The sequence below is a fragment of the Rhodococcus spongiicola genome (assembly GCF_004011835.1).
GTDB classification, from domain to species: domain Bacteria; phylum Actinomycetota; class Actinomycetes; order Mycobacteriales; family Mycobacteriaceae; genus Prescottella; species Prescottella spongiicola.
In genome coordinates, this window is the sequence record NZ_RKLN01000002.1 from 637,576 (window position 1) to 657,659 (window position 20,084).

21 protein-coding genes are annotated in these 20,084 nt (G+C 67.1%); 15 read left to right on the forward strand and 6 right to left on the reverse strand.

Annotated elements, in window-relative coordinates; genetic code table 11:
* Window positions 1-22: 22 nt before the first annotated feature.
* Window positions 23-355, reverse strand: a complete 333-nt coding sequence (locus EF834_RS07630; RefSeq protein ID WP_127946582.1) for a type II toxin-antitoxin system VapB family antitoxin — start codon at window positions 353-355, stop codon at window positions 23-25.
* Between the two features lie 267 nt (window positions 356-622).
* Here EF834_RS07630 and hrcA point away from each other — a divergent pair, with 267 nt between their 5' ends.
* The 9 genes from hrcA to EF834_RS07675 all read left to right on the forward strand — a co-directional run bounded on the left by hrcA (window position 623) and on the right by EF834_RS07675 (window position 9,324).
* Entirely contained in the window at window positions 623-1,666 is a 1,044-nt protein-coding gene (gene hrcA / locus EF834_RS07635; protein WP_127946583.1) for a heat-inducible transcriptional repressor HrcA, read from the forward strand.
* Between the two features lie 108 nt (window positions 1,667-1,774).
* A complete protein-coding gene (gene dnaJ, locus EF834_RS07640) occupies window positions 1,775-2,923 on the forward strand; it encodes a molecular chaperone DnaJ (RefSeq protein WP_127946584.1) in 1,149 nt (382 codons plus the stop codon).
* 16 nt (window positions 2,924-2,939) lie between these two features.
* On the forward strand, window positions 2,940-3,701 hold the full coding sequence (locus EF834_RS07645; protein WP_127946585.1) for a 16S rRNA (uracil(1498)-N(3))-methyltransferase: 762 nt from the start codon (window positions 2,940-2,942) through the stop codon (window positions 3,699-3,701).
* Window positions 3,702-3,753: 52 nt separating this feature from the next.
* A complete protein-coding gene (locus EF834_RS07650; RefSeq protein WP_127946586.1) occupies window positions 3,754-4,509 on the forward strand; it encodes an alpha/beta hydrolase family protein in 756 nt (251 codons plus the stop codon).
* Between the two features lie 228 nt (window positions 4,510-4,737).
* The gene (locus EF834_RS07655) at window positions 4,738-5,829 is read left to right on the forward strand and encodes a PhoH family protein (protein WP_408014479.1); all 1,092 of its coding nucleotides are present in this window, start codon (window positions 4,738-4,740) and stop codon (window positions 5,827-5,829) included.
* A gap of 86 nt (window positions 5,830-5,915) precedes the next feature.
* Window positions 5,916-6,458: an rRNA maturation RNase YbeY gene (gene ybeY / locus EF834_RS07660; protein ID WP_127946587.1), complete on the forward strand. Its 543-nt coding sequence runs from the start codon at window positions 5,916-5,918 to the stop codon at window positions 6,456-6,458.
* 24 nt (window positions 6,459-6,482) lie between these two features.
* On the forward strand, window positions 6,483-7,814 hold the full coding sequence (locus EF834_RS07665) for a hemolysin family protein (protein ID WP_127946588.1): 1,332 nt from the start codon (window positions 6,483-6,485) through the stop codon (window positions 7,812-7,814).
* Window positions 7,811-8,716, forward strand: coding sequence for a GTPase Era (era, locus tag EF834_RS07670; RefSeq protein ID WP_127946589.1), 906 nt, complete (start codon window positions 7,811-7,813; stop codon window positions 8,714-8,716). Before EF834_RS07665 ends, era begins: the two co-directional genes overlap by 4 nt.
* 95 nt (window positions 8,717-8,811) lie before the next feature.
* Complete coding sequence (locus tag EF834_RS07675; protein WP_164874082.1) at window positions 8,812-9,324, forward strand: nitroreductase/quinone reductase family protein; 513 nt, start codon at window positions 8,812-8,814, stop codon at window positions 9,322-9,324.
* Window positions 9,325-9,326: 2 nt separating this feature from the next.
* Here the strand turns inward: EF834_RS07675 and EF834_RS07680 are convergent, their stop codons facing one another.
* Entirely contained in the window at window positions 9,327-9,896 is a 570-nt protein-coding gene (locus tag EF834_RS07680) for a TetR/AcrR family transcriptional regulator (protein ID WP_127946591.1), read from the reverse strand.
* A gap of 2 nt (window positions 9,897-9,898) precedes the next feature.
* Window positions 9,899-11,326, reverse strand: a complete 1,428-nt coding sequence (locus EF834_RS07685) for an amidase (protein WP_127946592.1) — start codon at window positions 11,324-11,326, stop codon at window positions 9,899-9,901.
* A gap of 122 nt (window positions 11,327-11,448) precedes the next feature.
* Between EF834_RS07685 and recO the strand changes: the two genes are divergently transcribed.
* Genes recO through EF834_RS07700 form a run of 3 tightly spaced genes read left to right on the forward strand, consistent with a single transcriptional unit; the run spans window position 11,449 to window position 13,434 of the window.
* Complete coding sequence (recO, locus tag EF834_RS07690; RefSeq protein WP_127946593.1) at window positions 11,449-12,264, forward strand: DNA repair protein RecO; 816 nt, start codon at window positions 11,449-11,451, stop codon at window positions 12,262-12,264.
* Window positions 12,230-13,027 carry an isoprenyl transferase gene (locus tag EF834_RS07695; RefSeq protein WP_235871036.1) on the forward strand — a complete coding sequence of 266 codons (798 nt, stop codon included), beginning with the start codon at window positions 12,230-12,232 and terminating at the stop codon, window positions 13,025-13,027. Before recO ends, EF834_RS07695 begins: the two co-directional genes overlap by 35 nt.
* An 11-nt stretch (window positions 13,028-13,038) precedes the next feature.
* The gene (locus EF834_RS07700; RefSeq protein WP_127946746.1) at window positions 13,039-13,434 is read left to right on the forward strand and encodes a hypothetical protein; all 396 of its coding nucleotides are present in this window, start codon (window positions 13,039-13,041) and stop codon (window positions 13,432-13,434) included.
* Between the two features lie 18 nt (window positions 13,435-13,452).
* Here the strand turns inward: EF834_RS07700 and EF834_RS07705 are convergent, their stop codons facing one another.
* Both EF834_RS07705 and EF834_RS07710 read right to left on the reverse strand, forming a co-directional pair.
* Window positions 13,453-13,890, reverse strand: coding sequence for a Fur family transcriptional regulator (locus tag EF834_RS07705; RefSeq protein WP_127946595.1), 438 nt, complete (start codon window positions 13,888-13,890; stop codon window positions 13,453-13,455).
* Complete coding sequence (locus tag EF834_RS07710) at window positions 13,887-14,252, reverse strand: ArsR/SmtB family transcription factor (RefSeq protein WP_206615201.1); 366 nt, start codon at window positions 14,250-14,252, stop codon at window positions 13,887-13,889. Before EF834_RS07710 ends, EF834_RS07705 begins: the two co-directional genes overlap by 4 nt.
* Window positions 14,253-14,438: 186 nt before the next feature.
* Between EF834_RS07710 and EF834_RS07715 the strand changes: the two genes are divergently transcribed.
* Complete coding sequence (locus EF834_RS07715) at window positions 14,439-15,830, forward strand: glycine--tRNA ligase (RefSeq protein ID WP_127946597.1); 1,392 nt, start codon at window positions 14,439-14,441, stop codon at window positions 15,828-15,830.
* A gap of 136 nt (window positions 15,831-15,966) precedes the next feature.
* On the opposite strand, the gene EF834_RS07720 is transcribed toward EF834_RS07715, so the two are convergent.
* A complete protein-coding gene (locus EF834_RS07720; RefSeq protein ID WP_127946598.1) occupies window positions 15,967-18,021 on the reverse strand; it encodes a TPM domain-containing protein in 2,055 nt (684 codons plus the stop codon).
* A gap of 155 nt (window positions 18,022-18,176) precedes the next feature.
* Between EF834_RS07720 and EF834_RS07725 the strand changes: the two genes are divergently transcribed.
* Window positions 18,177-18,797, forward strand: a complete 621-nt coding sequence (locus EF834_RS07725) for a YdcF family protein (RefSeq protein WP_408014483.1) — start codon at window positions 18,177-18,179, stop codon at window positions 18,795-18,797.
* The gene (locus EF834_RS07730; RefSeq protein WP_127946600.1) at window positions 18,794-20,083 is read left to right on the forward strand and encodes a deoxyguanosinetriphosphate triphosphohydrolase; all 1,290 of its coding nucleotides are present in this window, start codon (window positions 18,794-18,796) and stop codon (window positions 20,081-20,083) included. The genes EF834_RS07725 and EF834_RS07730 overlap by 4 nt, the downstream gene beginning before the upstream one ends.
* Window position 20,084: the final 1 nt, after the last annotated feature.

Consider the following 20,084-nt stretch of genomic DNA (forward strand, 5'->3'; position numbering starts at 1 on the left):
CATCATCCGTGCCAGTAGATGTTCACTGCTCGGTGGCCTGCTCCGCATCGAGGCCCTGCTCGGCATCGAGGTCGTAGACCCGCGCATGGAGGACAGTCCGGTTACGTAGTGCCGACCGCACCGCGTGGTGTACGCCGTCCTCGAGGTAGAGCACGCCGTGCCACAGCACCGCGTGCGGAAACAGATCGCCGTAGAAGGTGGAGTCCTCGGAGAGCAGTCGGTCGAGTTCGAGGACCTTCGTGGTGGTCACGATCTCGTTCAGGCGTATCTGGCGAGGCGGTATCCGGGACCAGTCCCTCAGCGTCAGTCCGTGATCTGGGTATGGCCTGCCGTCCCGGACACCCTTGAAGATCATTGCGTTCCGCCTGTGTTCTGTCTACGGCGTTCTTTAGCTCTGTGGCGTTCTGCGCCTCCGGCCGGACCTACATACCGACCCGACGACAACCCTACGGCTTGGCGGGATGCCGGGCAGGTGACGAATGTCCCGTGCGGCCTGCGCCGTTAGCATTCCAACCGGCCATTAGACTTGAGTACCGAGGTGGGTGCCACGAACCGCGGTATCCGATGCCGGGGGGTGCCTACGGCAGGCTCAGATCTTGTGGCGAAGTGGAGGTGGTCGACGGTGCCAAGCACGGAGGAAAGGCGATTCGAGGTACTCCGGGCGATCGTCGCCGACTACGTCTCCACCAAGGAGCCGATCGGGTCGAAGACGCTGGTCGAGCGCCACAACCTGGGTGTGTCGAGCGCCACGATCCGCAACGACATGGCCGCTCTCGAGGCCGAGGGCTACATCGCCCAGCCGCACACGAGCTCGGGTCGGGTACCGACGGACAAGGGATACCGTCAGTTCGTCGACCGCATCGCAGAGGTCAAGCCGCTGTCACCAGCGGAACGCCGCGCCATTCTCGAGTTCCTCGAATCCGGAGTCGACCTGGACGACGTCTTGCGGCGAGGGGTTCGTCTGCTGGCGCAGCTCACCCGGCAGGTCGCGATCGTGCAGTATCCGACCCTGTCGGCGTCGTCGGTACGCCACATCGAGGTGGTTGCTCTCACGCCGGCTCGTCTGTTGTTGGTTCTGATCACCGACTCCGGCCGGGTCGATCAGCGGATCGTCGAACTCGGAGACGTGATCGACGACGCGGATCTTTCGCGGCTGCGGTCCCTGCTCGGGGGTGCGCTCGAGGGCAAGCGGCTCGCCGCGGCCTCGATCGCGGTGTCCGAACTCGCGGAGGACGCGCCGGAGAGCATCCGTGACGCCGTCGTCCGGTCGGCGACAGTCCTGGTCGAGACGCTCGTCGAGCATCCCGAGGATCGACTGCTGCTCGGTGGTACCGCGAACCTGACCCGCAACGCGGCCGACTTTGCGCCCCAGGCCGGCCTGCCCGGTTCGCTGCGATCCGTGCTCGAGGCGCTCGAGGAACAGGTCGTGGTCCTCAAGTTGATCGCCGCGACGCAGGGCGCGGGCCGGGTGACGGTGCGGATCGGCGAGGAGACGCAGGTCGAGGAGATGCGGGGCACGTCGGTGATCTCGACCGGTTACGGCGCCGCCGGCACCATCCTCGGCGGTATGGGGGTCCTCGGTCCCACCCGAATGGACTATCCGGGAACAATTGCGTCGGTCGCTGCCGTTGCGAGATACATCGGTGAGGTACTCGCCGAGCGGTAGTGTGCGTCCGGGGCGGCGGTGTCGGACCGGACGTCGTCCAGGTTGCTCCGGGGTCGGAGCTGTTCACCGCGTGGTGCGAACGAAGTAGAGAAGGACGAGATACCCAAAGTGGCACGGGATTACTACGGCATCCTCGGCGTCGGGCCGAAGGCGACCGATCAGGAGATCAAGCGGGCATACCGAAAACTGGCCCGTGAGCTGCATCCGGACGTCAACCCGGACGAGTCGGCGCAGACCCGCTTTCGTGAGGTCTCCACGGCGTACGAGGTGCTGTCGGACCCGGAGAAACGTCGCATCGTCGACCTGGGCGGCGACCCCATGGAATCAGCTGCCGGGGGTGGTGCCGGGTTCGCTGGTGCCGGCTTCGGTGGTCTCGGGGACGTGTTCGAGGCGTTCTTCGGTGGCGGTGGCGGGGCCTCCCGCGGGCCCAGGGGGCGTGTCCAGCCTGGCGCCGATTCGCTTCTGCGCACCAAGTTGACGCTCGCCGAGTGCGCCACCGGTGTGACCAAGACCATCACGGTCGAAACGGCGATCCTGTGCGACGGCTGTGCCGGTGCGGGAACCCACGACAACTCCAAGCCGATCCGCTGCGAGACGTGCGGCGGTGCCGGCGAGGTCCAGTCGGTGCAGCGCTCGTTCCTGGGCCAGGTCATGACCTCGCGACCGTGCCCCACCTGTCGTGGTGCCGGCGAGACGATCCCCGACCCGTGTCACAAGTGTGGCGGCGACGGTCGGGTGCGTGCACGTCGGGACATCAACGTCAAGGTGCCCGCGGGCGTGAGCAACGGCATGCGGATCCGGCTCGCCGCACAGGGTGAGGTGGGACCGGGCGGCGGTCCGGCCGGCGACCTGTATGTCGAGGTGGTCGAGCAGCCGCACGAGACCTTCGTGCGCGACGGCGACGACCTGCACTGCACGATCCGGGTGCCGATGGTCGACGCGGCTCTCGGCACCACCGTCACGCTCGACACGATCATGGACGGTCCCACCGAGATCACCGTCGATCCCGGCACGCAGCCCGGCTCGGTGTCGGTGTTGCGCGGGCACGGCATGCCGAAGCTGCGGTCGACCGTCCGTGGTGACCTGCACGCGCACCTCGAGGTGGTCATCCCGGCCCGCCTCGACGGTAAGCAGATCAAGTTGCTGGAGGAGCTCAAGGCCCACCGCGACCGCGATCACGCCGAGGTGGTGTCCACGGGGTCGCAACACAGCGGGGGTCTGTTCTCTCGGCTGCGTGACGCCTTCAGCGGTCGCTGACCGGAGCGGGCCGCTTATGGTTGCGTCGGTTTTCTACCTGGAGCCGCTGCCCGCCGTCGGGCAGCCCGCCGTGCTCGACGGTCCCGAGGGGCGTCATGCTGCGACGGTGCGCAGGATCAAGCCGGGTGAGCGACTGCTGCTCGCCGACGGTCGCGGCGGGATCGCCGACGCGACCGTCACCGCAGCTGCGAAGGACCGCCTGGACCTCGAGGTCACTGCCCGCCGGGAGCAGCATCGGCCGACGCCGACGGTGACGCTGGTGCAGGCGCTTCCCAAGGCCGAGCGCTCCGAGCTTGCCGTCGAACTCGCGACGGAAGCGGGCGTCGATGCGGTGGTGCCGTGGCAGTCGGCGCGATGTATTGCGCGCTGGGAGGGCGCCAAGACCTACAAAGGGGTCACTCGCTGGCGCAACGCGGCGATCGCGGCGGCCAAACAGTCCCGACGCTCGTTCGTACCCGATGTCGCGGAGTTGCACCACACCCCCCAGGTGCTCGAGCTGGTCCGCGGCGTCGTCGGTCGCGGCGGCGCTGTCGCGGTGCTGCACGAGTCGGCACGGGCGCCGCTGGCATCACTGCGGCTGCGGGAGGTCCCCGAATTGGTGCTCGTCGTCGGTCCCGAGGGTGGATTGTCCGACGAGGAGGTCACCGACCTCACCGACGCCGGCGCCACGGCGGTGCTGCTGGGCCCGACCGTGCTGCGGACTTCGACGGCGGCGGCGGTCGCGCTCGGCGCGATCGGAGTGCTCACCGAGCGCTGGGCCTCAGCGCCGATCGACTGATACCCCTCGACTGACCGTCAATCGACTCGTGCCCAGGAGCGGAGCGACCAATTTGACCAGAACACGCATCGAGTACGGCCCCGAGCCGCAACAGTTCGGACATTTCTATCCGCCGGAGGGGACAAGTGAGGGGCCCGTTCCGGTCGTCATGGTGCTCCATGGCGGCTTCTGGAGCGGCGAGTACCACCTGAACCTCGGGACGCCGTTGTCGGTCGACTTGGCCCGCAGCGGCGTCGCGGTGTGGAACGTCGAGTACCGACGGATCGGTGAAGGAGGACTGTGGCCGGAGATGTCGGCGGACGTCGTCGCCGCGCTCGAGGCCATCGCCGGTCCTGTCGCCGACGCGTCACCGGTGCCGCTCGACCTGGATCGAGTGCGCGTCGTCGGCCACTCGGCGGGTGGGCAGCTCGCAATCTGGCTTGCGGGCCAAAGCGATACAGCGGTTCGTCCCGAACTGTTCGTGTCGCAGGCCGGCGCATTGGATCTGGCGTCGGCGGGGGAACGGGGCCGTCGGATCAGCTACATAGAGGACCTGTTCGGGGTTACGTACGGGGAGGATCCCGACCTGTACCGTTCGGCGTCGCCACTGCATCGGGTGCCGATCGGTGTGCCCGTGGTGTGCATCCACGGCACCGAGGACGCGCAGGTTCCCGCGAAGATCGCGTCCCGCTATCACGACGCTGCCCGCGCGGCCGGCGATCCCGTGGCCCTGCACCTGATCGATGGGGAGGATCACTTCGCCTTCCTGGATCCGGCTACGCGGAGTTGGAAGCTCTCGCGCGAACTGCTCCTCGATAGTCAGATCTGACAGATCAGACCTGACAGATCAGACCCGATAATCAGGCCTGACCTCCCTTGACGTGGGCAGCGGCAGGATGCGCAGGTGGGGGTCCTGCTCAGCTAGGAAGCCGGCACGAGTTCGGCCAGATAACTCGCTGTGCGCTGTCGTCGTCGGCGCTAGACTTTGGGCACGCACGACACCATGTCGTGTGAGCGTAAGAACCCGTCGGACCTGAAAGAAGGCCATAGCCCTCACGTGAGTGAACAAATCGAGAACGGCTCACCGCGCTACAGCGGCGCCCAGCAGGATCCTGCACAGCCGGCCGAGCGCACCGTGCGTTCGAGTATGGAACTGCCGCCCGAGGTGGTGCCGCCGTTACTCGGAGCCTCCGATGAGAATCTGATCGCTCTCGAACGGGTCCTCGACGCAGACATTCATGTCCGTGGGAACTCCGTCACCCTGACCGGGACGCCGGCCGAGGTTGCGTTGGCCGAACGGGTCCTCGAGCAGCTCGCGGCGCTGGTCCGTCGCGATGAGCCGGTCACCGCCGATGTGGTCCGCCGCACCTTCGGCATGCTCACCCAGGGGCTCTCCGAGTCGCCGGCCGACGTGCTTAGCCTCGACATTCTGTCCCGGCGTGGTAAGACGATCCGGCCCAAGACGCTCAACCAGAAGCGATATGTCGATGCGATCGACGAGAACACGATCGTGTTCGGCATCGGCCCGGCCGGCACCGGCAAGACCTACCTCGCGATGGCCAAGGCCGTGCAGGCCCTGCAGAGCAAGCAGGTGACGCGGATCATCCTCACCCGACCCGCCGTCGAGGCAGGTGAGCGGCTGGGTTTCCTTCCGGGCACGCTTCACGAGAAGATCGACCCGTACCTGCGTCCCCTGCACGATGCCCTGCACGACATGATGGATCCGGAGGCGATCCCGAAGCTGATGCAGGCCGGGGTCATCGAGGTCGCCCCGCTCGCGTACATGCGCGGCCGCACCCTCAACGACGCGTTCATCATCCTCGACGAGGCGCAGAACACGACGGCCGAGCAGATGAAGATGTTCCTGACCCGGCTGGGCTTCGGCTCCAAGATCGTCGTCACCGGCGACATCACTCAGGTCGACCTTCCGGGCGGGGCACGTTCGGGTCTGCGCGCCGCAACCGAGATCCTCGACGGCATCGGCGGGATACAGTTCGCCGTCCTCGACAGCAGCGACGTGGTGCGGCACCGCCTTGTCTCCGACATAGTCGAGGCGTACGACCGCTTCGAGGCGTCTCGTGCCGACGAGTTGCCGCTCGGGAACCGCGCGCAGCGGCGAGCCGTCCAGTCGCGTTCGCACCGGCGGTAGGGTTGTCCCCGCCCCGCAGTTTCCGTGCGACAGTTTCCGCGCGAGAGGGCCACGGATGGCCCGCGACCGACCAGAGAGCGACGTAGATGAGCATCGAGATCTCCAACGAATCGGGGATGGAAGTCTCCGGCGAGGAACTGATCAGTGTCGCTCGATTCGTGATCGCTCGCATGGACGTTCACCCCGCGGCGGAACTGTCTATGGTGCTTGTCGATTCGGCGACCATGGCGGATCTGCACATGCGCTGGATGGACCTGCCCGGGCCGACCGACGTCATGTCCTTTCCGATGGACGAACTCGAGCCCGGCGGACGTCCCGACGCGCCGGGGCCCGGACCGGCGATGCTCGGCGACATCGTGCTGTGCCCGTCCTTCGCGGCCGAACAAGCCGAGAAGGCGGGTCATTCCGTCGATCACGAGCTGGCGCTGCTGACCGTCCACGGCGTCCTTCATCTCCTTGGTTACGATCACGCCGAGCCCGAGGAGGAGAAGGAGATGTTCGGTCTGCAGAAGGAGCTGCTCGCCGGGTGGTACGAGGACCTGCGTCGCGCGGAGCAAGAGGCCGAGCTGGCGGCGCGGGACCAGCGGCTGCTGGGCAACACGGGATTTGTCGATGGGGCCGGGCAGTGACCCGCGACGGATGGTGATCGACCGGTGAGTGACGTCGTCATCCTGATAGCGATCGCGGCCGTCCTCGTTCCGCTCGGCGGTCTATTCGCCGCCCTGGATTCGGCACTGAACACGCTCTCACCCGCTCGGGTCGAGGAACTGGCGAAGGATGGACACGCCGGCGCGGCGCGGCTGGTGCGGATAGTCTCGGACCGGCCCCGGTACATCAATCTCATGGTCCTGCTGCGAATCTTGTGCGAGATCGCAGCCGCGGTCCTACTCGCCGGGGCGTTGATCGAGCTGATCGGCCCAGTCTGGGGCGTGGTCGTCACGATCGTGGTGATGGTTCTCGTCGACTACGTCGCGATGGGGGTCGGTCCCCGCACCCTGGGCCGTCAGCACGCCTACCCGCTCACACTCGCAGGCTCGATGCCCCTGGTCGCGCTCGGGGTGCTGCTCAGCCCGGTCACCCGGCTACTGATCGTGGTCGGCAACGCGCTCACCCCGGGCCGAGGATTCCGCGCCGGGCCCTTCGCGTCCGAGATCGAGTTGCGTGAGTTGGTCGACCTGGCGCAGGAGCGCGGCGTGGTGGCGGCCGAGGAACGCCGAATGATTCAGTCTGTGTTCGAACTCGGTGACACCTCGGCTCGTGAGGTCATGGTGCCCCGGCCCGAAATGGTGTGGATCGAGGTGGACAAGACAGCCGGTCAGGCCACGTCATTGGCGGTCCGCAGCGGGCACTCCCGTATTCCGGTGATCGGTGAGAACGTCGACGACGTGCTGGGTGTGGTCTATCTCAAAGACCTTGTGCAGCAGACCTATTATTCGTCGGACGGTGGCCGCAGCGTCACCGTGTCGCAGGTGATGCGCCCGGCGGTGTTCGTGCCCGACTCGAAGCCGCTCGACAGCCTCCTCGCCGAGATGCAGCGCGACCGCAACCACATGGCCATCCTCGTCGACGAGTACGGCGGTATCGCTGGACTCGTCACGATCGAGGATGTGCTCGAGGAGATCGTCGGGGAGATCGCCGACGAGTACGACACCGATGAAACGCCGCCGGTCGAGGACCTGGGTAATGGCACGTACCGAGTTTCGGCGCGCCTGCCGGTCGAGGACCTCGGGGAACTGTTCGACCTCGAGATCGAGACCGACGAGGTCGAGACGGTCGGTGGACTGCTCGGCTACGAACTCGGACGCGTGCCGCTGCCCGGGGCGGAGGTTGTCACAACGGGGCTGCGGCTTCGTGGCGAGGGCGGCGCCGACGCGCGCGGGCGGGTGCGGATCAGCACTGTGCACGTCGAGCGTGTGCCCAGCGACGAGTCGGCTGCGGTCGATGATGTGAACGAAGACGGGAACGTGGACCAGGAGCGACCATGACCGACAACGAATTCCGTTCCGGCTTCGTCTGTTTCGTAGGGCGGCCCAACACTGGTAAGTCGACGCTGACAAACGCCTTGGTGGGCGAGAAGATCGCGATCACGTCGTCCCGGCCACAGACGACCCGACATGCGATCCGCGGCATCGTGCACCGCGACTTCGCGCAGTTGATCCTGGTGGACACGCCGGGTCTGCATCGACCACGGACCCTGCTGGGTCAGCGCCTCAACGATCTCGTGCGCGATACGTATTCCGAGGTCGACGTGATCTGTCTTTGCATCCCCGGCGACGAGAAGATCGGCCCGGGCGACCGGTGGATTCTCGACCAGGTCCGGCGAATGGCACCGAAGACCAAGCTCGTCGGCATCGTCACCAAGATCGACAAGGTGAGCAAGGACGCTCTCGCCGCGCAACTCGTAGCGGTCTCCAAGCTCCTGGGCTCGGAGGCCGAGGTGATCCCGGTATCCGCTGTGTCAGGTGAGCAGGTTGAGCTGCTGGTCAAGGTGCTCGCCGAGCTGATGGAGCCCGGTCCGGCGTTCTACCCGGATGGTGAGCTCACCGACGAGCCCGAGGAAACCCTCATGGCCGAGCTGATCAGGGAGGCCGCCCTCGAAGGCCTGGGGGACGAGCTGCCGCACTCGCTGGCCGTCGTCATCGAGGAGGTGCGCGAGCGTGAGGGTCGCGAAGACATGCTCGATGTTCATGCGCTGCTGTATGTCGAGCGGCCCAGTCAGAAGGGCATTGTGATCGGCAAGGGCGGCGCGCGGCTGCGTGAGGTCGGCACGGTGGCGCGCAAGCAGATCGAGAAGTTGCTCGGCACCAAGATCTATCTGGACCTGCACGTCAAGGTTGCGAAGGACTGGCAGCGCGACCCGAAGCAGTTGGGCCGACTGGGTTTCTAGTTCCGCGGGCGCGCCGGTGCCAGGTCCGGACTGGTGTCCTATGCGATCATCGGACCCTGGACGTTTTCCCGATGCCGGACGAAACGAGGGATCCGATGTCCGAGAACGGAAGGTATCGAGCCGCGAATCCGCTGCAGAGGTTCGTCATCAGGAACGGCGCGTCGGTGGCCGCGGGTCGGATCCTTGCCCCCACGCAGCGTCACATCGATGCACTGATCTTCCGGATCAGTAAGGGCCGGCGAACGCTGACGAGCATGGCGCTGGGTTGGCCGATCGTCATGCTGACCTCTGTTGGTGCGAGAAGTAGCCTGTCCCGAACGGTTCCGCTCCTCGGCCTCCCGGACGGGAACCGAATTGTGGTGATCGCGTCGAACTACGGACAGGCCGGCAATCCGTCTTGGTACCACAACCTGCGCGCCCATCCGCATGCTTCGATGACGGTTGCTGGCGGACCCTCACAGCAGGTCCTCGCGCGCGAGGCAGAAGGCAGTGAGCGCGAGCGATTGTGGCGGCTGGCGCTGGAGTACTACCCGGGATGGGCGGATTACGAGCAGCGGGTCACGGGTCGCCGGATCCCCGTAATGGTCCTCGAGCCCGAAACGGATTGAGCTCACCGATCCAGCATGAACGCGCCCCCGATCAGCTGCAGCAATGCACTCGAAATCTCCTGTCCACCAGCGCCGGTGGCGAGTCGACGCAACTGTAGTCCAGCGATCGTGGCCACGACCGTCGACGCCAGGGTCTCCGGTTGCGGGACGCCGAGCGCGGTCAGGATCGTGAGAGTCAACTCGTCGTAGGCTGCGAAGCACGCGGCCGCCGCGCTGCGCAGTTCCGGATCGCGTCCGGCCTGAATATAGAGCTCGAACGGCGCAATCCGCTCCGCCGAGAACGCCAGGTCGAGCGCGACTTGCTCGGTGAGCGTGGCGGCGTCCTCGAGGCTGAGCCCGTTGCCTCGATAGGTCTCAGCGAGGTCGCGCAGCCGTGCCGTCTCGCCGGCGACGAACTCCGTGAGCGCCGCTCGCAGCAGGTCCGATTGCGATGTGAAGTGGTAGGTAATCGATCCCAGCGAAACAGCCGCCTCGGTGGCTATACGCCGATTCGTCACCGCCGGAACACCTTCGGTGCCGACGATGTGCAGCGCCGCGGTGAGGATTCGCTCACGGACGTCTGTATTCCCCACCGTCACCACCACTGCTCAGGTCTGCGTTCGTGCCACCGTTCGACCGACTCGAGCTGCGCTGCAAGAGAAACCAGGAGCGGCTCCGCATTGTCGTGGCCCATGAGCTGGACGCCGATCGGTAGCCCGTCGACGGTGAACCCTGCGGGAACGTTCACACCGGGCCAGCCCAGAATGTTCCACGGCCACGTGTAGGGGCACGCGGTGGTGATCACCTTGTTGGTCTTCATGCCCCCGATCCCGTCCATGGCGTCCACCCGCGGCGGGGGAGTTGCTGTTGTGGGGGCGAGGATCACGTCGTAGTCGTCGAAGATCGCGCCGATTCGGCGTCGAAGCCGAGGTTCGACTGCCCGGGCGGCTCGCAAGGGCCAGCCCGACAGCAGCCGCCCGGTGCGGGCGTTGGATCGGGTACGCGGGTCGACGAGTGCGGGGTCGGGAAGCTGGTCGAGCCAGTCGTGTACCCCGGCGAGTGAGCGGGGAAGGAAGTTGAGTCCCAGCAGTAGTCCGTACGCGGGATCGTCGACGACAACGTCGTGACCGAGTCGTCGGAGGGTGTGCGCCATGCGACCGACGGCGGCCCGGATCTCCGGATGCAGTTCCATCGGCGTCGCTTTGAACGGGATCTGCAACGACAGCGCGATCCGCAGGCGCCCGGGGTCGCGGCCGACCGCGTCGCGCACTGTGACCGGTGGTGGCTTGTGCAGGTCGCCGTCGTGGTTGCCGGCGGCGACGTCGAACAGCAGTGCAGCGTCGGCGACCGTACGGGCCAAGGGGCCGTTGACTGTCAAACCGTTGAACGCCTCGGGCTCGGGCCACGTCGAGAGGCGACCGCGCTGAGGCTTGATGCCGACAAGATTCGTCCAGGCTGCGGGGATGCGGACCGACCCGGCGCCGTCCGATCCGATCGCGGCGGGAACGAGGCCGGCCGCGACCGCAGCGGCTCCGCCGCCGGAGGACCCGCCCGGGGTGTGCCTGCTGGCCCACGGATTGCGGGTGTGGCCGAACGTGCCCCCCGTGAACGGCCACTGCCCGAGTTCTGGACTGTTCGTCTTTCCGACGATCACCGCGCCGGCGGCCCGCAGCCGTCGAACCACCTCGGAGTCGGCGCGCTTCGCTGGGAAATCGCCAGGGCACCCGAAAGCCGTCGGCTCGCCCGCCACGTCGACGTCGTCCTTGACTGCGATGGGTACCCCCAGCAGGGGCAGTCGCTCCCCGGCGGCCAGGCGGCGGTCCGCGTCGGCGGCCTCGGCGAGCGCGGTGTCACGGCGCACGATCCGGAATGCGTTGAGAGTCGACTGGCTCGCTTCGATCCTGTCCAGGGCGGCGGTGACAGCGGCAACCGACGACGTGTGGCCCGCGGCGAGGGCGGCGGCCTGATCCTCGAGCCCTGGCGCGTGCTCTTCGGCGGACTGTTCCCGCAGTTCAGTTGTCATTCCTGTCCCGTTCGATCGCGCTGCTCGTTCGAACGAACAGTAACAAGTTCTAGTTCTCGGGGAAATGGTACGGCGGACGTGCCTGTCCAACGACGTCACCGTGGCGTGGGAGACTGGGGCACGTGAGGTTGTACCGGGACAATGCGGTGGTGCTGCGCCTGCACAAGCTGGGCGAAGCCGACCGCATCGTGACCCTGTTGACCCGGCAGCACGGCCTGGTGCGCGCGGTTGCCAAGGGAGTGCGGAGGACCAAGTCGAAGTTCGGGGCCCGCCTCGAACCGTTCGCGCACATCGACGTGCAGTTGCATCCCGGCCGCAGTCTCGACGTCGTCACCCAGGTACACACCATCGACGCGTTCGGTGCCGACATCGTCGACGACTACGGCCGCTACACCACCGCCTGCGCGATTCTCGAGACGGCCGAGCGTCTCGCAGGCGAGGAGCGGGCCCCCGCACCGCGGTTGCACACGCTCACCGTCGGAGCCCTGCGAGCGGTGGGGGAGCAAACCCGACCGGCCGAACTGATCCTGGACGCCTACCTGCTGCGGGCGATGGGATATGCGGGGTGGGCACCCGCCCTCGGCGAGTGCGCACGGTGCGCGGCCCCCGGGCCGCATCGTGCGTTCCACGTTGCTGCCGGTGGCGCAGTATGCGTGCACTGTCGGCCGCCGGGCGCAGTCACTCCGGCGCCCGGCGTGCTCGACTTCATGGACGCGCTCGCGCGCGGGCAGTGGCAGGACGCCGAGTCCGCGACACCAACGACGCGTAGCCAGGCGAGTGGGCTCATTGCCGCGCACCTGCAGTGGCATCTCGAACGACAGTTGCGCACACTGCCCCTGATCGAACGTGACCGTTCACATGCGGCGGTAGGGGACGGCGAAGGGGTCAGGCAGGATGGGGAGCGTGATTCGACGACGCGATCCGCAAGCTCGGCCTGAAAGGGAGATCCGCCCGCCGTTCCCGCATCCCTCGGGCGCCCGCCCGCCCATTTTGCAGCCCGAACTGATCCCCAACCATGTGGCGCTCGTGATGGACGGTAACGGCCGATGGGCGCAGGAGCGTGGGTTGCCGCGGACCGCCGGGCACGAGCGCGGCGAGGACGTCCTCATGGACACCGTCGCGGGGTGCATCGAGATCGGTGTCAAGTGGTTGTCTGCGTATGCCTTCTCCACGGAGAACTGGAAGCGCAGCCCCGACGAAGTCAAGTTCCTGATGGGCTTCAATCGAGACGTGATTCGGCGCCGTCGTGACGAGATGCACGAGATGGGTGTGCGGGTCCGCTGGGCGGGTCGCCGGCCGCGTCTGTGGCGCAGCGTCATCAAGGAACTCGAGATCGCCGAGGAGCTCACTAAGAAGAACACCACCATGACGCTCACGATGTGCGTCAACTACGGCGGCCGGGCCGAGATCGCCGACGCGGCAAGGGAGATCGCTCGTCGGGCTGCCGCAGGGGAGATCGACCCCGAGAAGATCTCCGAAGCGGCATTCGCGAAGTACCTCGACGAACCGGGCATGCCCGACGTAGACCTGTTCCTACGTCCGTCCGGAGAGCAGCGGACATCGAACTTCCTGATCTGGCAGTCGGCGTACGCGGAGATGGTGTTCCAGGAGAAGTTGTTTCCCGACTTCGATCGCCGCGACCTGTGGGCGGCGTGCGTCGAGTACGCGTCGCGCGATCGCCGCTTTGGTGGTGTCAAGTAGTGAGCACCGGGATGGATGCGGCCGAGGAGTTGCAGGCGCGGGCGGGCGCAACGCTCGGGAACTTCGTTGCCGTCGAAGCCGACGACGACGGTTCGTTGCGCTTCGAGTACGGGGGCGCTCTGTGCTCGCTGCGTGCGGTCACCCTCGCCGAAGGCCTGGACGTGCTGTCGCTGACGGGCGTGCTGGCGTGGGACTGCACGGTCAAGCCCACCCTGCACAAGCGGGTGGCCGAGCGGAATTCGCAGGTTCAGTTCGGCACCATCAGTGTGATCATGCGAGGCAAGTACGCCGACGTGGTGCTGCGCTACACGTTTCCGGCGACGGGATTGGCCGACGCGCCACTCACGACCATGCTGCTGCTCGTACTCTCCGGTATCGAAGAAGCACGAAAGGGCCTGCTGGCGTAAGGGGCGTCAGTGCTGCTGCTATCCCGTCACGGAGCACTCGCGGCACGTGCCGAAGATTTCGACGGTGTGGCTGACGTCCGTGAAGCCGTTCTTCTCGGCGATGGTGTCGGCCCACTGCTCAACGGCGGGACCGTCGACCTCGACCGTGAATCCACACCCGCGGCACACCAGGTGATGGTGGTGTCCGGACGAGCAACGGCGGTAGACCGATTCGCCGGTGTCGGTACGCAGCACATCGACCGTGCCGGCCTCGGCGAGGGCCTGGAGGGTCCGGTACACGGTGGTCAGTCCGATTCCCTCGCCGCGTTTGCGGAGCTCGTCATGCAGTTCCTGGGCCGACCGGAACTCGGAGATCTCGTCGAGCAGCGCAGAGATGGCACTGCGTTGTTTGGTGGCGCGTACGCCGACGACAGCGCGTCCACGTGGGCCGATCCCGTCCGTTGCATTCTCGGTCATTCTTCCTCCGCGTGGGCGACGGCATCGACCACGATGTGGGCGAGGTGGTCGTCGACGAGCCGGTACATCACTTCGCGACCGGTGCGCTCGCCGTGCACGACACCCACAGCTTTGAGTACCCGCAGGTGCTGGCTGATCAGGGGTTGGGTGACGCCCAACGCCCCGACGAGTTCGTGAACGCACCGCTGCGACTGGCGGAGTTGCAGCACGATTGCTATCCGTACGGGTGCGGCGAGGGCGCGCAGGATCTCGCCTGCGGCGGCGAGTGTCTCCTTCGACGGCATCGGGGCCGGTGGGGTCTCGGCGCACGCCCCGTGGTCGGCTGCTTCCGGGTGCCGGTGGCCCGCATCGGCGACACTCACGGCGGAACTCCTCACATGGATCGACGGTGGTCGGACACGTCCCTTATTGCAAATCAATTCCATTTTTATATGCACGAATGTGCATGTCAACCGGGCCCGTGGGGCTCCGGTGCGGCTACCGATAGTCTGGACGGGCGAAATCCGCATGTGAACCACGCATCTATTACCCAGATGGAGAGCATCCCAGTGGCACCCAAGTCCAAGATCGATACCGTCGCCAACCTCGCCAAGCGCCGGGGCCTCGTCTACCCATGCGGGGAGATCTACGGCGGTACCAAGTCGGCCTGGGACTACGGTCCGCTCGGCGTGGAACTCAAGGAGAACATCAAGAAGCAGTGGTGGCGCAACATGGTCACCAGCCGTGACGACGTCGTCGGCCTTGACTCGTCGGTGATCCTGCCCCGCCAGGTGTGGGAGGCGTCGGGCCATGTCGAGGTGTTCACCGACCCGCTCGTCGAGTGCCTCAACTGCCATAGGCGTCACCGCCAGGACCACCTGCAGGAGGCGTACGCCGCGAAGAACAACCTCGACGACCCGGACGCCGTTCCGATGACCGAGGTCGTGTGCCCCGACTGTGGCACCAAGGGCCAGTGGACCGAGCCCAAGGCGTTCTCCGGGCTGCTCAAGACGTTCCTCGGCCCCGTCGACAGTGAGACCGGACTGCACTACCTGCGCCCCGAGACCGCGCAGGGCATCTTCGTGAACTTCGCCAACGTGCTCACCACGTCGCGGAAGAAGCCCCCATTCGGCATCGGCCAGATCGGCAAGAGCTTCCGCAACGAGATCACACCGGGCAACTTCATCTTCCGCACCCGCGAGTTCGAACAGATGGAGATGGAGTTCTTCGTCAAGCCGGGCGAGGACGAGGAATGGCACCAGTACTGGATCGACTACCGCATGGACTGGTACACCGGCCTCGGCATCAACAAGGACAACCTGCGCCTGTACGAGCACGCCCAGGACAAGCTGTCGCACTACTCCAAGCGCACCGTCGACATCGAGTACCGCTTCCAGTTCCCGGGTAGCGAGTGGGGTGAACTAGAGGGCGTCGCGAACCGCACCGACTTCGACCTCGCCACTCACGCCAAGGCCTCGGGCGTGGACCTCGGTTACTTCGACCAGACGACCGGTGAGCGCTACACGCCGTACGTCATCGAGCCCGCAGCCGGTCTCACCCGCTCGCTGATGGCTTTCCTTGTCGACGCGTACACCGAGGACGAGGCCCCCAATGCCAAGGGAGGCGTCGACAAGCGCACGGTGCTGCGCCTGGACCGTCGTCTCGCACCGGTCAAGGCCGCGGTCCTTCCGCTCAGCCGCAACGCCGACCTGTCTCCAAAGGCGAAGGAACTGGCGACCACCCTGCGTCAGTACTGGAACGTCGAGTTCGACGACGCCGGCGCCATCGGTCGCCGTTACCGCCGCCAGGACGAGATCGGTACACCGTTCTGCATCACGGTCGACTTCGACACCCCCGAAGACCAAGCGGTCACGATCCGAGAACGTGACACGATGACGCAGGATCGGGTTGCCCTCGACCAGGTGGAGGGCTACCTGGCCCAGCGCCTGGTCGGCGCCTGAGCTTCGCGAACGCGCGGTGTCCGGGAGCTGATCCGGACACCGCGCCGTTTCGTCTTCGAGTAGATGCTCGCTTTGTAATGGATGGACCTCCAGTAGATAAGGCCCTCTTAGAAGCAGCCCTCCTGGAAGCAGCCCCCTAGAAGCGGCCTCCGCCTCCGTGACCGATGCGGCCCGAACTGCTCGGCCCGCCGAACGACCCGGGACCTGGACCGCCCCAACCGCCGCTGCCCCGGCCGCCCCAGTGACCGCCGCCTCCGAGGCCGCCGCGCAGCACGGCGTCGATGAGGATGCCGCCGAGAATGGCACCGCCCAGGTTGCCGCCACCGCCGCGGGTGCCGCCGCTGGGTGGCCGATGGCTGTCCTGGTACCGGTTCACATCCGCCTGGGCCGCCCACAGGGCTCGCGAAGCCAGTTGGGTTGCCGCCTGCGCATGCTGCAGCGCCTGCGACGGATCCGAGTCGGCCAGTTGCTGCGCCGCCTGCAGGTGCCGCTGCGCTTCCGACAGTCTCGTACGCGCCTCCGCTCCGACGGCGCCGCGCCGGGTGGAGATGAAGTCCGACGCCGCCGCCACCTGCGACCGGGCGGCGGTCAGATCCTGCTCGAGTCGCGCGCGGGCCCGATCGGCCTGCTGCTTGGACTCCTGCGCCTCGGCCAGGGCGGCGTCGAGTTTCGCGTCGGCCTCGACGACCTTGCTGAAACTGCCGAGCGGGTCGGTGTCCTTGGTGGCCTGAGCGTTTCGCAGTGCCTCCTCAGCGGCCGCCTTCGCGTCGGCGAGCTTCTGGCCGCCTTGGGCGGCGAGTCCCTCTGCGTCGGTGATGCCGCGCTGTACGTCGGCCATCGCTTCCGGCAGGGTCGCGATCGCATGCCGGATGTCGGTGTCGGCGCGGTCCACGGCGTCGAGGAGTGCGCGGGCCTGTTCCAGCGCGCCCTCTGCCGTGCGGATCGCGACAACCGCCGGGCCCTGCTTGCCGGCGGGGAGTGCCACCGCGTCGCGTCCGGAGGCGATGCTCTGCTCGGCGAGCTCGATCCGTTCCCGAGCCATCGCTGGGTTGTGCTCGATCGTGGCCAGCACGGAAGCCGGGAACTCGGTGCGGAGGGTGGTCAGTTTGGAGTCGGCCTGGGGAACCCGGACGGTCTGTGCGACGACCGACTGCGTGAGCGTGTCGAGGCGGGCTGGGGCGTCGAGCAGCAGATCACGCATCGAGTCGAACTCGTCCACACGGTCATTGAGCTCTTTGTCGGCGCGGGCGCACGTCGTCACGAGTTCGACGAGCATCTGTCGCTGCTGCTCAGGAGTCTCGGGGATGTCGTCGTCGAGACGCTGGCGGATGGTGAACGCGGACGCCAGAGTTCTGCGGGCCCGCTCGAATGCCGCGGTGAATGGTGCGGTGGTGTCGGGGCCGAACTCGCCGACGGCCAGGTTCAGTTCTTCTTCACTGGTGCGGATCGCGTTGTCCATTTCGACGAGCGCATCCTTGGCGAGCGCATCCAACGCCGGAATGGGAAGCGCGGCAAGCGCGGCGGCGTCGGTGGGATCCACATTGCGCGCAGCGGAAACGGACTGCTCGAGGCGCTCGGCGCGTTTTCTGCGCGAGAACAGGAACACTCCGGCCCCCACGGCGACGAGCAGAACGACCCCGATGCCGATCACCGCCAGCGACGTGCGGGTAGCTGTCATCGCGTTCCCGATCCCGTCCGCCGCGGCGATCGCGGCGCCAGACCAGTCCTCCTGCCGCAAAGCGGGTTCCACCGAATCCTGTCGTATCGACTGGGCGTCGGAGGCGGTGACCTCCGACAGCGCCACCGGAATGTTGAGGAAGTACGCGCGATCGGTCGTAGCGACCGCGAGCAGGGCGTCCCGGTCGCCGAACCCACTCAGGCCGATGGTGCGCTCGGCCCAAGCTTGTGGGGAGAGCCCGTCGAAGCTGGGGACGTACACCACCCAGAGCGACACCCGGTGCTGGTCGTAGAGAGTGTCCAGGGTGGTTCGGACGTCCAACTGCTGGGCGGAGTCGAGGACCCCAGACAAATCGGTGAGGGGCTCTGGCACCCGCAGTGGGGCCTCCGCTGCCGCGGTCGCGGGGGAGAACGCGAGGACTATCGCCGACAGCAGTGCGCCGATGACCGTCATGGCGAGCGGTCGGCGCGAAACGTGGTGGCGTGGGAGCGGACGCGACGGAGCGTGAACCATCCTCCGAATCTAGCGGGTCTGGCGCGTCGTCCGCCGCGGCCGGGTCGACCGACTGGCAGAATCGTGGGGTGAGTACCGCGCCCAGTTTCGATCCGCCGGGGTTGTCGTCACCTCCCGTGCCGGGCCGTTCGTCGCGTCGCTCGGTCGGTACCACAATCCGGCGTTGGGTCGGCCGACTGCTGCTGGGCGGGGTGGTGATCCTGGTCGTCCTCGTGGCTGGAACCGCGGTCCGCGTATGGCAGGTTGCCCGGATCAGTGACACCACGCCGGCCGATGCGATCGTGGTGCTCGGGGCGGCGCAGTACGCCGGTACTCCGTCGTCGGTGTTCGAGGCCCGGCTGGACCAGGCCCGTAAGTTGTACGAGCAGGGTGTGGCACCCACTATCGTGACCGTCGGTGGCAAGCAGGATGGTGACCAGTACACAGAGGCCGCGTCGGGCAAGAGTTTCCTGATCGACGAGGGGGTGCCGGCCGACGCGATCATCGCCGTCGAAGAAGGATCGGACACCCTGCTCAGCATCGAGGCGGTCAGTCGGGAGATGGGACGCCAGGGGATGCACTCGGCCGTCCTCGTGAGTGACCCATGGCATTCGTTGCGCACCCGAACGATGGCGCGCGACGCGGGTCTCGAGGCATGGACGGCGCCGACCCGACAGGGTCCGGCGGTGTTCACACGGGAGTCGCAGTTGAACGGAATTGCCAGGGAGACAGCTGCTTTGCTCTGGTATCAGCTCACCCACTTCTCCGTGGACTTCGCCTACGCGGCGGGCCGATGAGCAGTGCCGCGGCCCACGCGGGCTACACCACGCACGATCTGGAACGGCGAGTGTCCGAGGCGCCGAAGACCGCCGGGTTGGCGCCGGCGGCGGAAGCGTCGCAGCATCGCTCGGCGTTTTCCCGCGACCGGTCGCGCGTACAGCACTCCGCGGCGCTACGTCGCCTGGCAGACAAGACCCAGGTCGTCGGCCCTCGTGACGGTGATACCCCCCGCACTCGGCTCACCCACTCGATCGAAGTGGCGCAAATCGGGCGCGGGATCGCGGACGGTCTCGGACTCGACCCGGATCTCGTCGATCTCGCCGGCCTCGCTCACGACATCGGTCATCCGCCGTACGGCCACAACGGGGAGACGGCCCTCGACGAGGTGGCCGCCGACTGTGGTGGTTTCGAAGGCAACGCCCAGAACCTGCGTATCCTCACCAGTCTCGAACCCAAGGTCCTCGACCCGCACGGCCGCAGCGTCGGTCTCAACCTGACCCGGGCCTCGCTCGACGCGGTGATCAAGTACCCGTGGACACGGCCCGCGCGCGGCGCCAAGTTCGGTGCGTACGCCGACGACGCGGAGGTCCTGGCCTGGGTGCGCGAGGGTGCGCCCGAGGAGAGCCAGTGCTTGGAGGCGCAGGTGATGGACTGGGCGGACGACGTAGCGTACTCGGTGCACGACGTCGAGGACGGCGTGATCGCGGGCCGTATCGATCTACGTGTCCTCGGTGATCCATCCGAAGTCCGAGCCCTGGCCGAGTTGGGAGCTACGCAGTTCACGGCCCTGATCGCCGACGAACTGGTCGAGGCGGCCGAGCGGTTGTCGCAGCTTCCCGTCGTTGCTTCCGTCGGCGTCTACGACGGCACGCTGACCAGTTCGGTGGCTCTGAAGAACCTCACGAGCGAGCTCGTGGGCCGGTTCGCTTCTGCGGCCGTCGGTGGTACCCGCGCCGTCACCGGCCCGGGTCGGCTTGCGCGGTATCAGGCGGCCCTCGAGGTGCCGCCGATCGTGGCGGCCGAGGTGGCCCTGCTCAAGACAGTCGCGTTGCATTACGTGATGTCCGACGCCGGTCACAAGAACCGGCAGGATCGGCAGCGGGAACGGATACATCGGGTAGCGGAATGGCTACTGCGGACCGCGCCGGCCAGTCTGGACCCGCTGTTCCTCCCCGCCTGGACCGCCGCCCCGGACGATGGCGCGCGGATGCGGGTGATCGTGGACCAGATCGCGTCGTGCACCGAAAGTCGGCTCGAACGCATCGACAAGCAGAGCCTCGGCGCGCAGGCCAGCTGGGGGTAGG

What these genes read in the sequence shown, in the direction of transcription:
- EF834_RS07630 (WP_127946582.1), bottom strand. Translation starts at nt 355, where the DNA reads ATGATCTTCAAGGGTGTCCGGGACGGCAGGCCATACCCAGATCACGGA.
- EF834_RS07645 (WP_127946585.1), top strand. Translation starts at nt 2,940, where the DNA reads ATGGTTGCGTCGGTTTTCTACCTGGAGCCGCTGCCCGCCGTCGGGCAG.
- ybeY (WP_127946587.1), top strand. Translation starts at nt 5,916, where the DNA reads ATGAGCATCGAGATCTCCAACGAATCGGGGATGGAAGTCTCCGGCGAG.
- era (WP_127946589.1), top strand. Translation starts at nt 7,811, where the DNA reads ATGACCGACAACGAATTCCGTTCCGGCTTCGTCTGTTTCGTAGGGCGG.
- EF834_RS07675 (WP_164874082.1), top strand. Translation starts at nt 8,812, where the DNA reads ATGTCCGAGAACGGAAGGTATCGAGCCGCGAATCCGCTGCAGAGGTTC.
- EF834_RS07685 (WP_127946592.1), bottom strand. Translation starts at nt 11,326, where the DNA reads ATGACAACTGAACTGCGGGAACAGTCCGCCGAAGAGCACGCGCCAGGG.
- EF834_RS07700 (WP_127946746.1), top strand. Translation starts at nt 13,039, where the DNA reads ATGGATGCGGCCGAGGAGTTGCAGGCGCGGGCGGGCGCAACGCTCGGG.
- EF834_RS07705 (WP_127946595.1), bottom strand. Translation starts at nt 13,890, where the DNA reads ATGACCGAGAATGCAACGGACGGGATCGGCCCACGTGGACGCGCTGTC.
- EF834_RS07720 (WP_127946598.1), bottom strand. Translation starts at nt 18,021, where the DNA reads ATGGTTCACGCTCCGTCGCGTCCGCTCCCACGCCACCACGTTTCGCGC.
- EF834_RS07730 (WP_127946600.1), top strand. Translation starts at nt 18,794, where the DNA reads ATGAGCAGTGCCGCGGCCCACGCGGGCTACACCACGCACGATCTGGAA.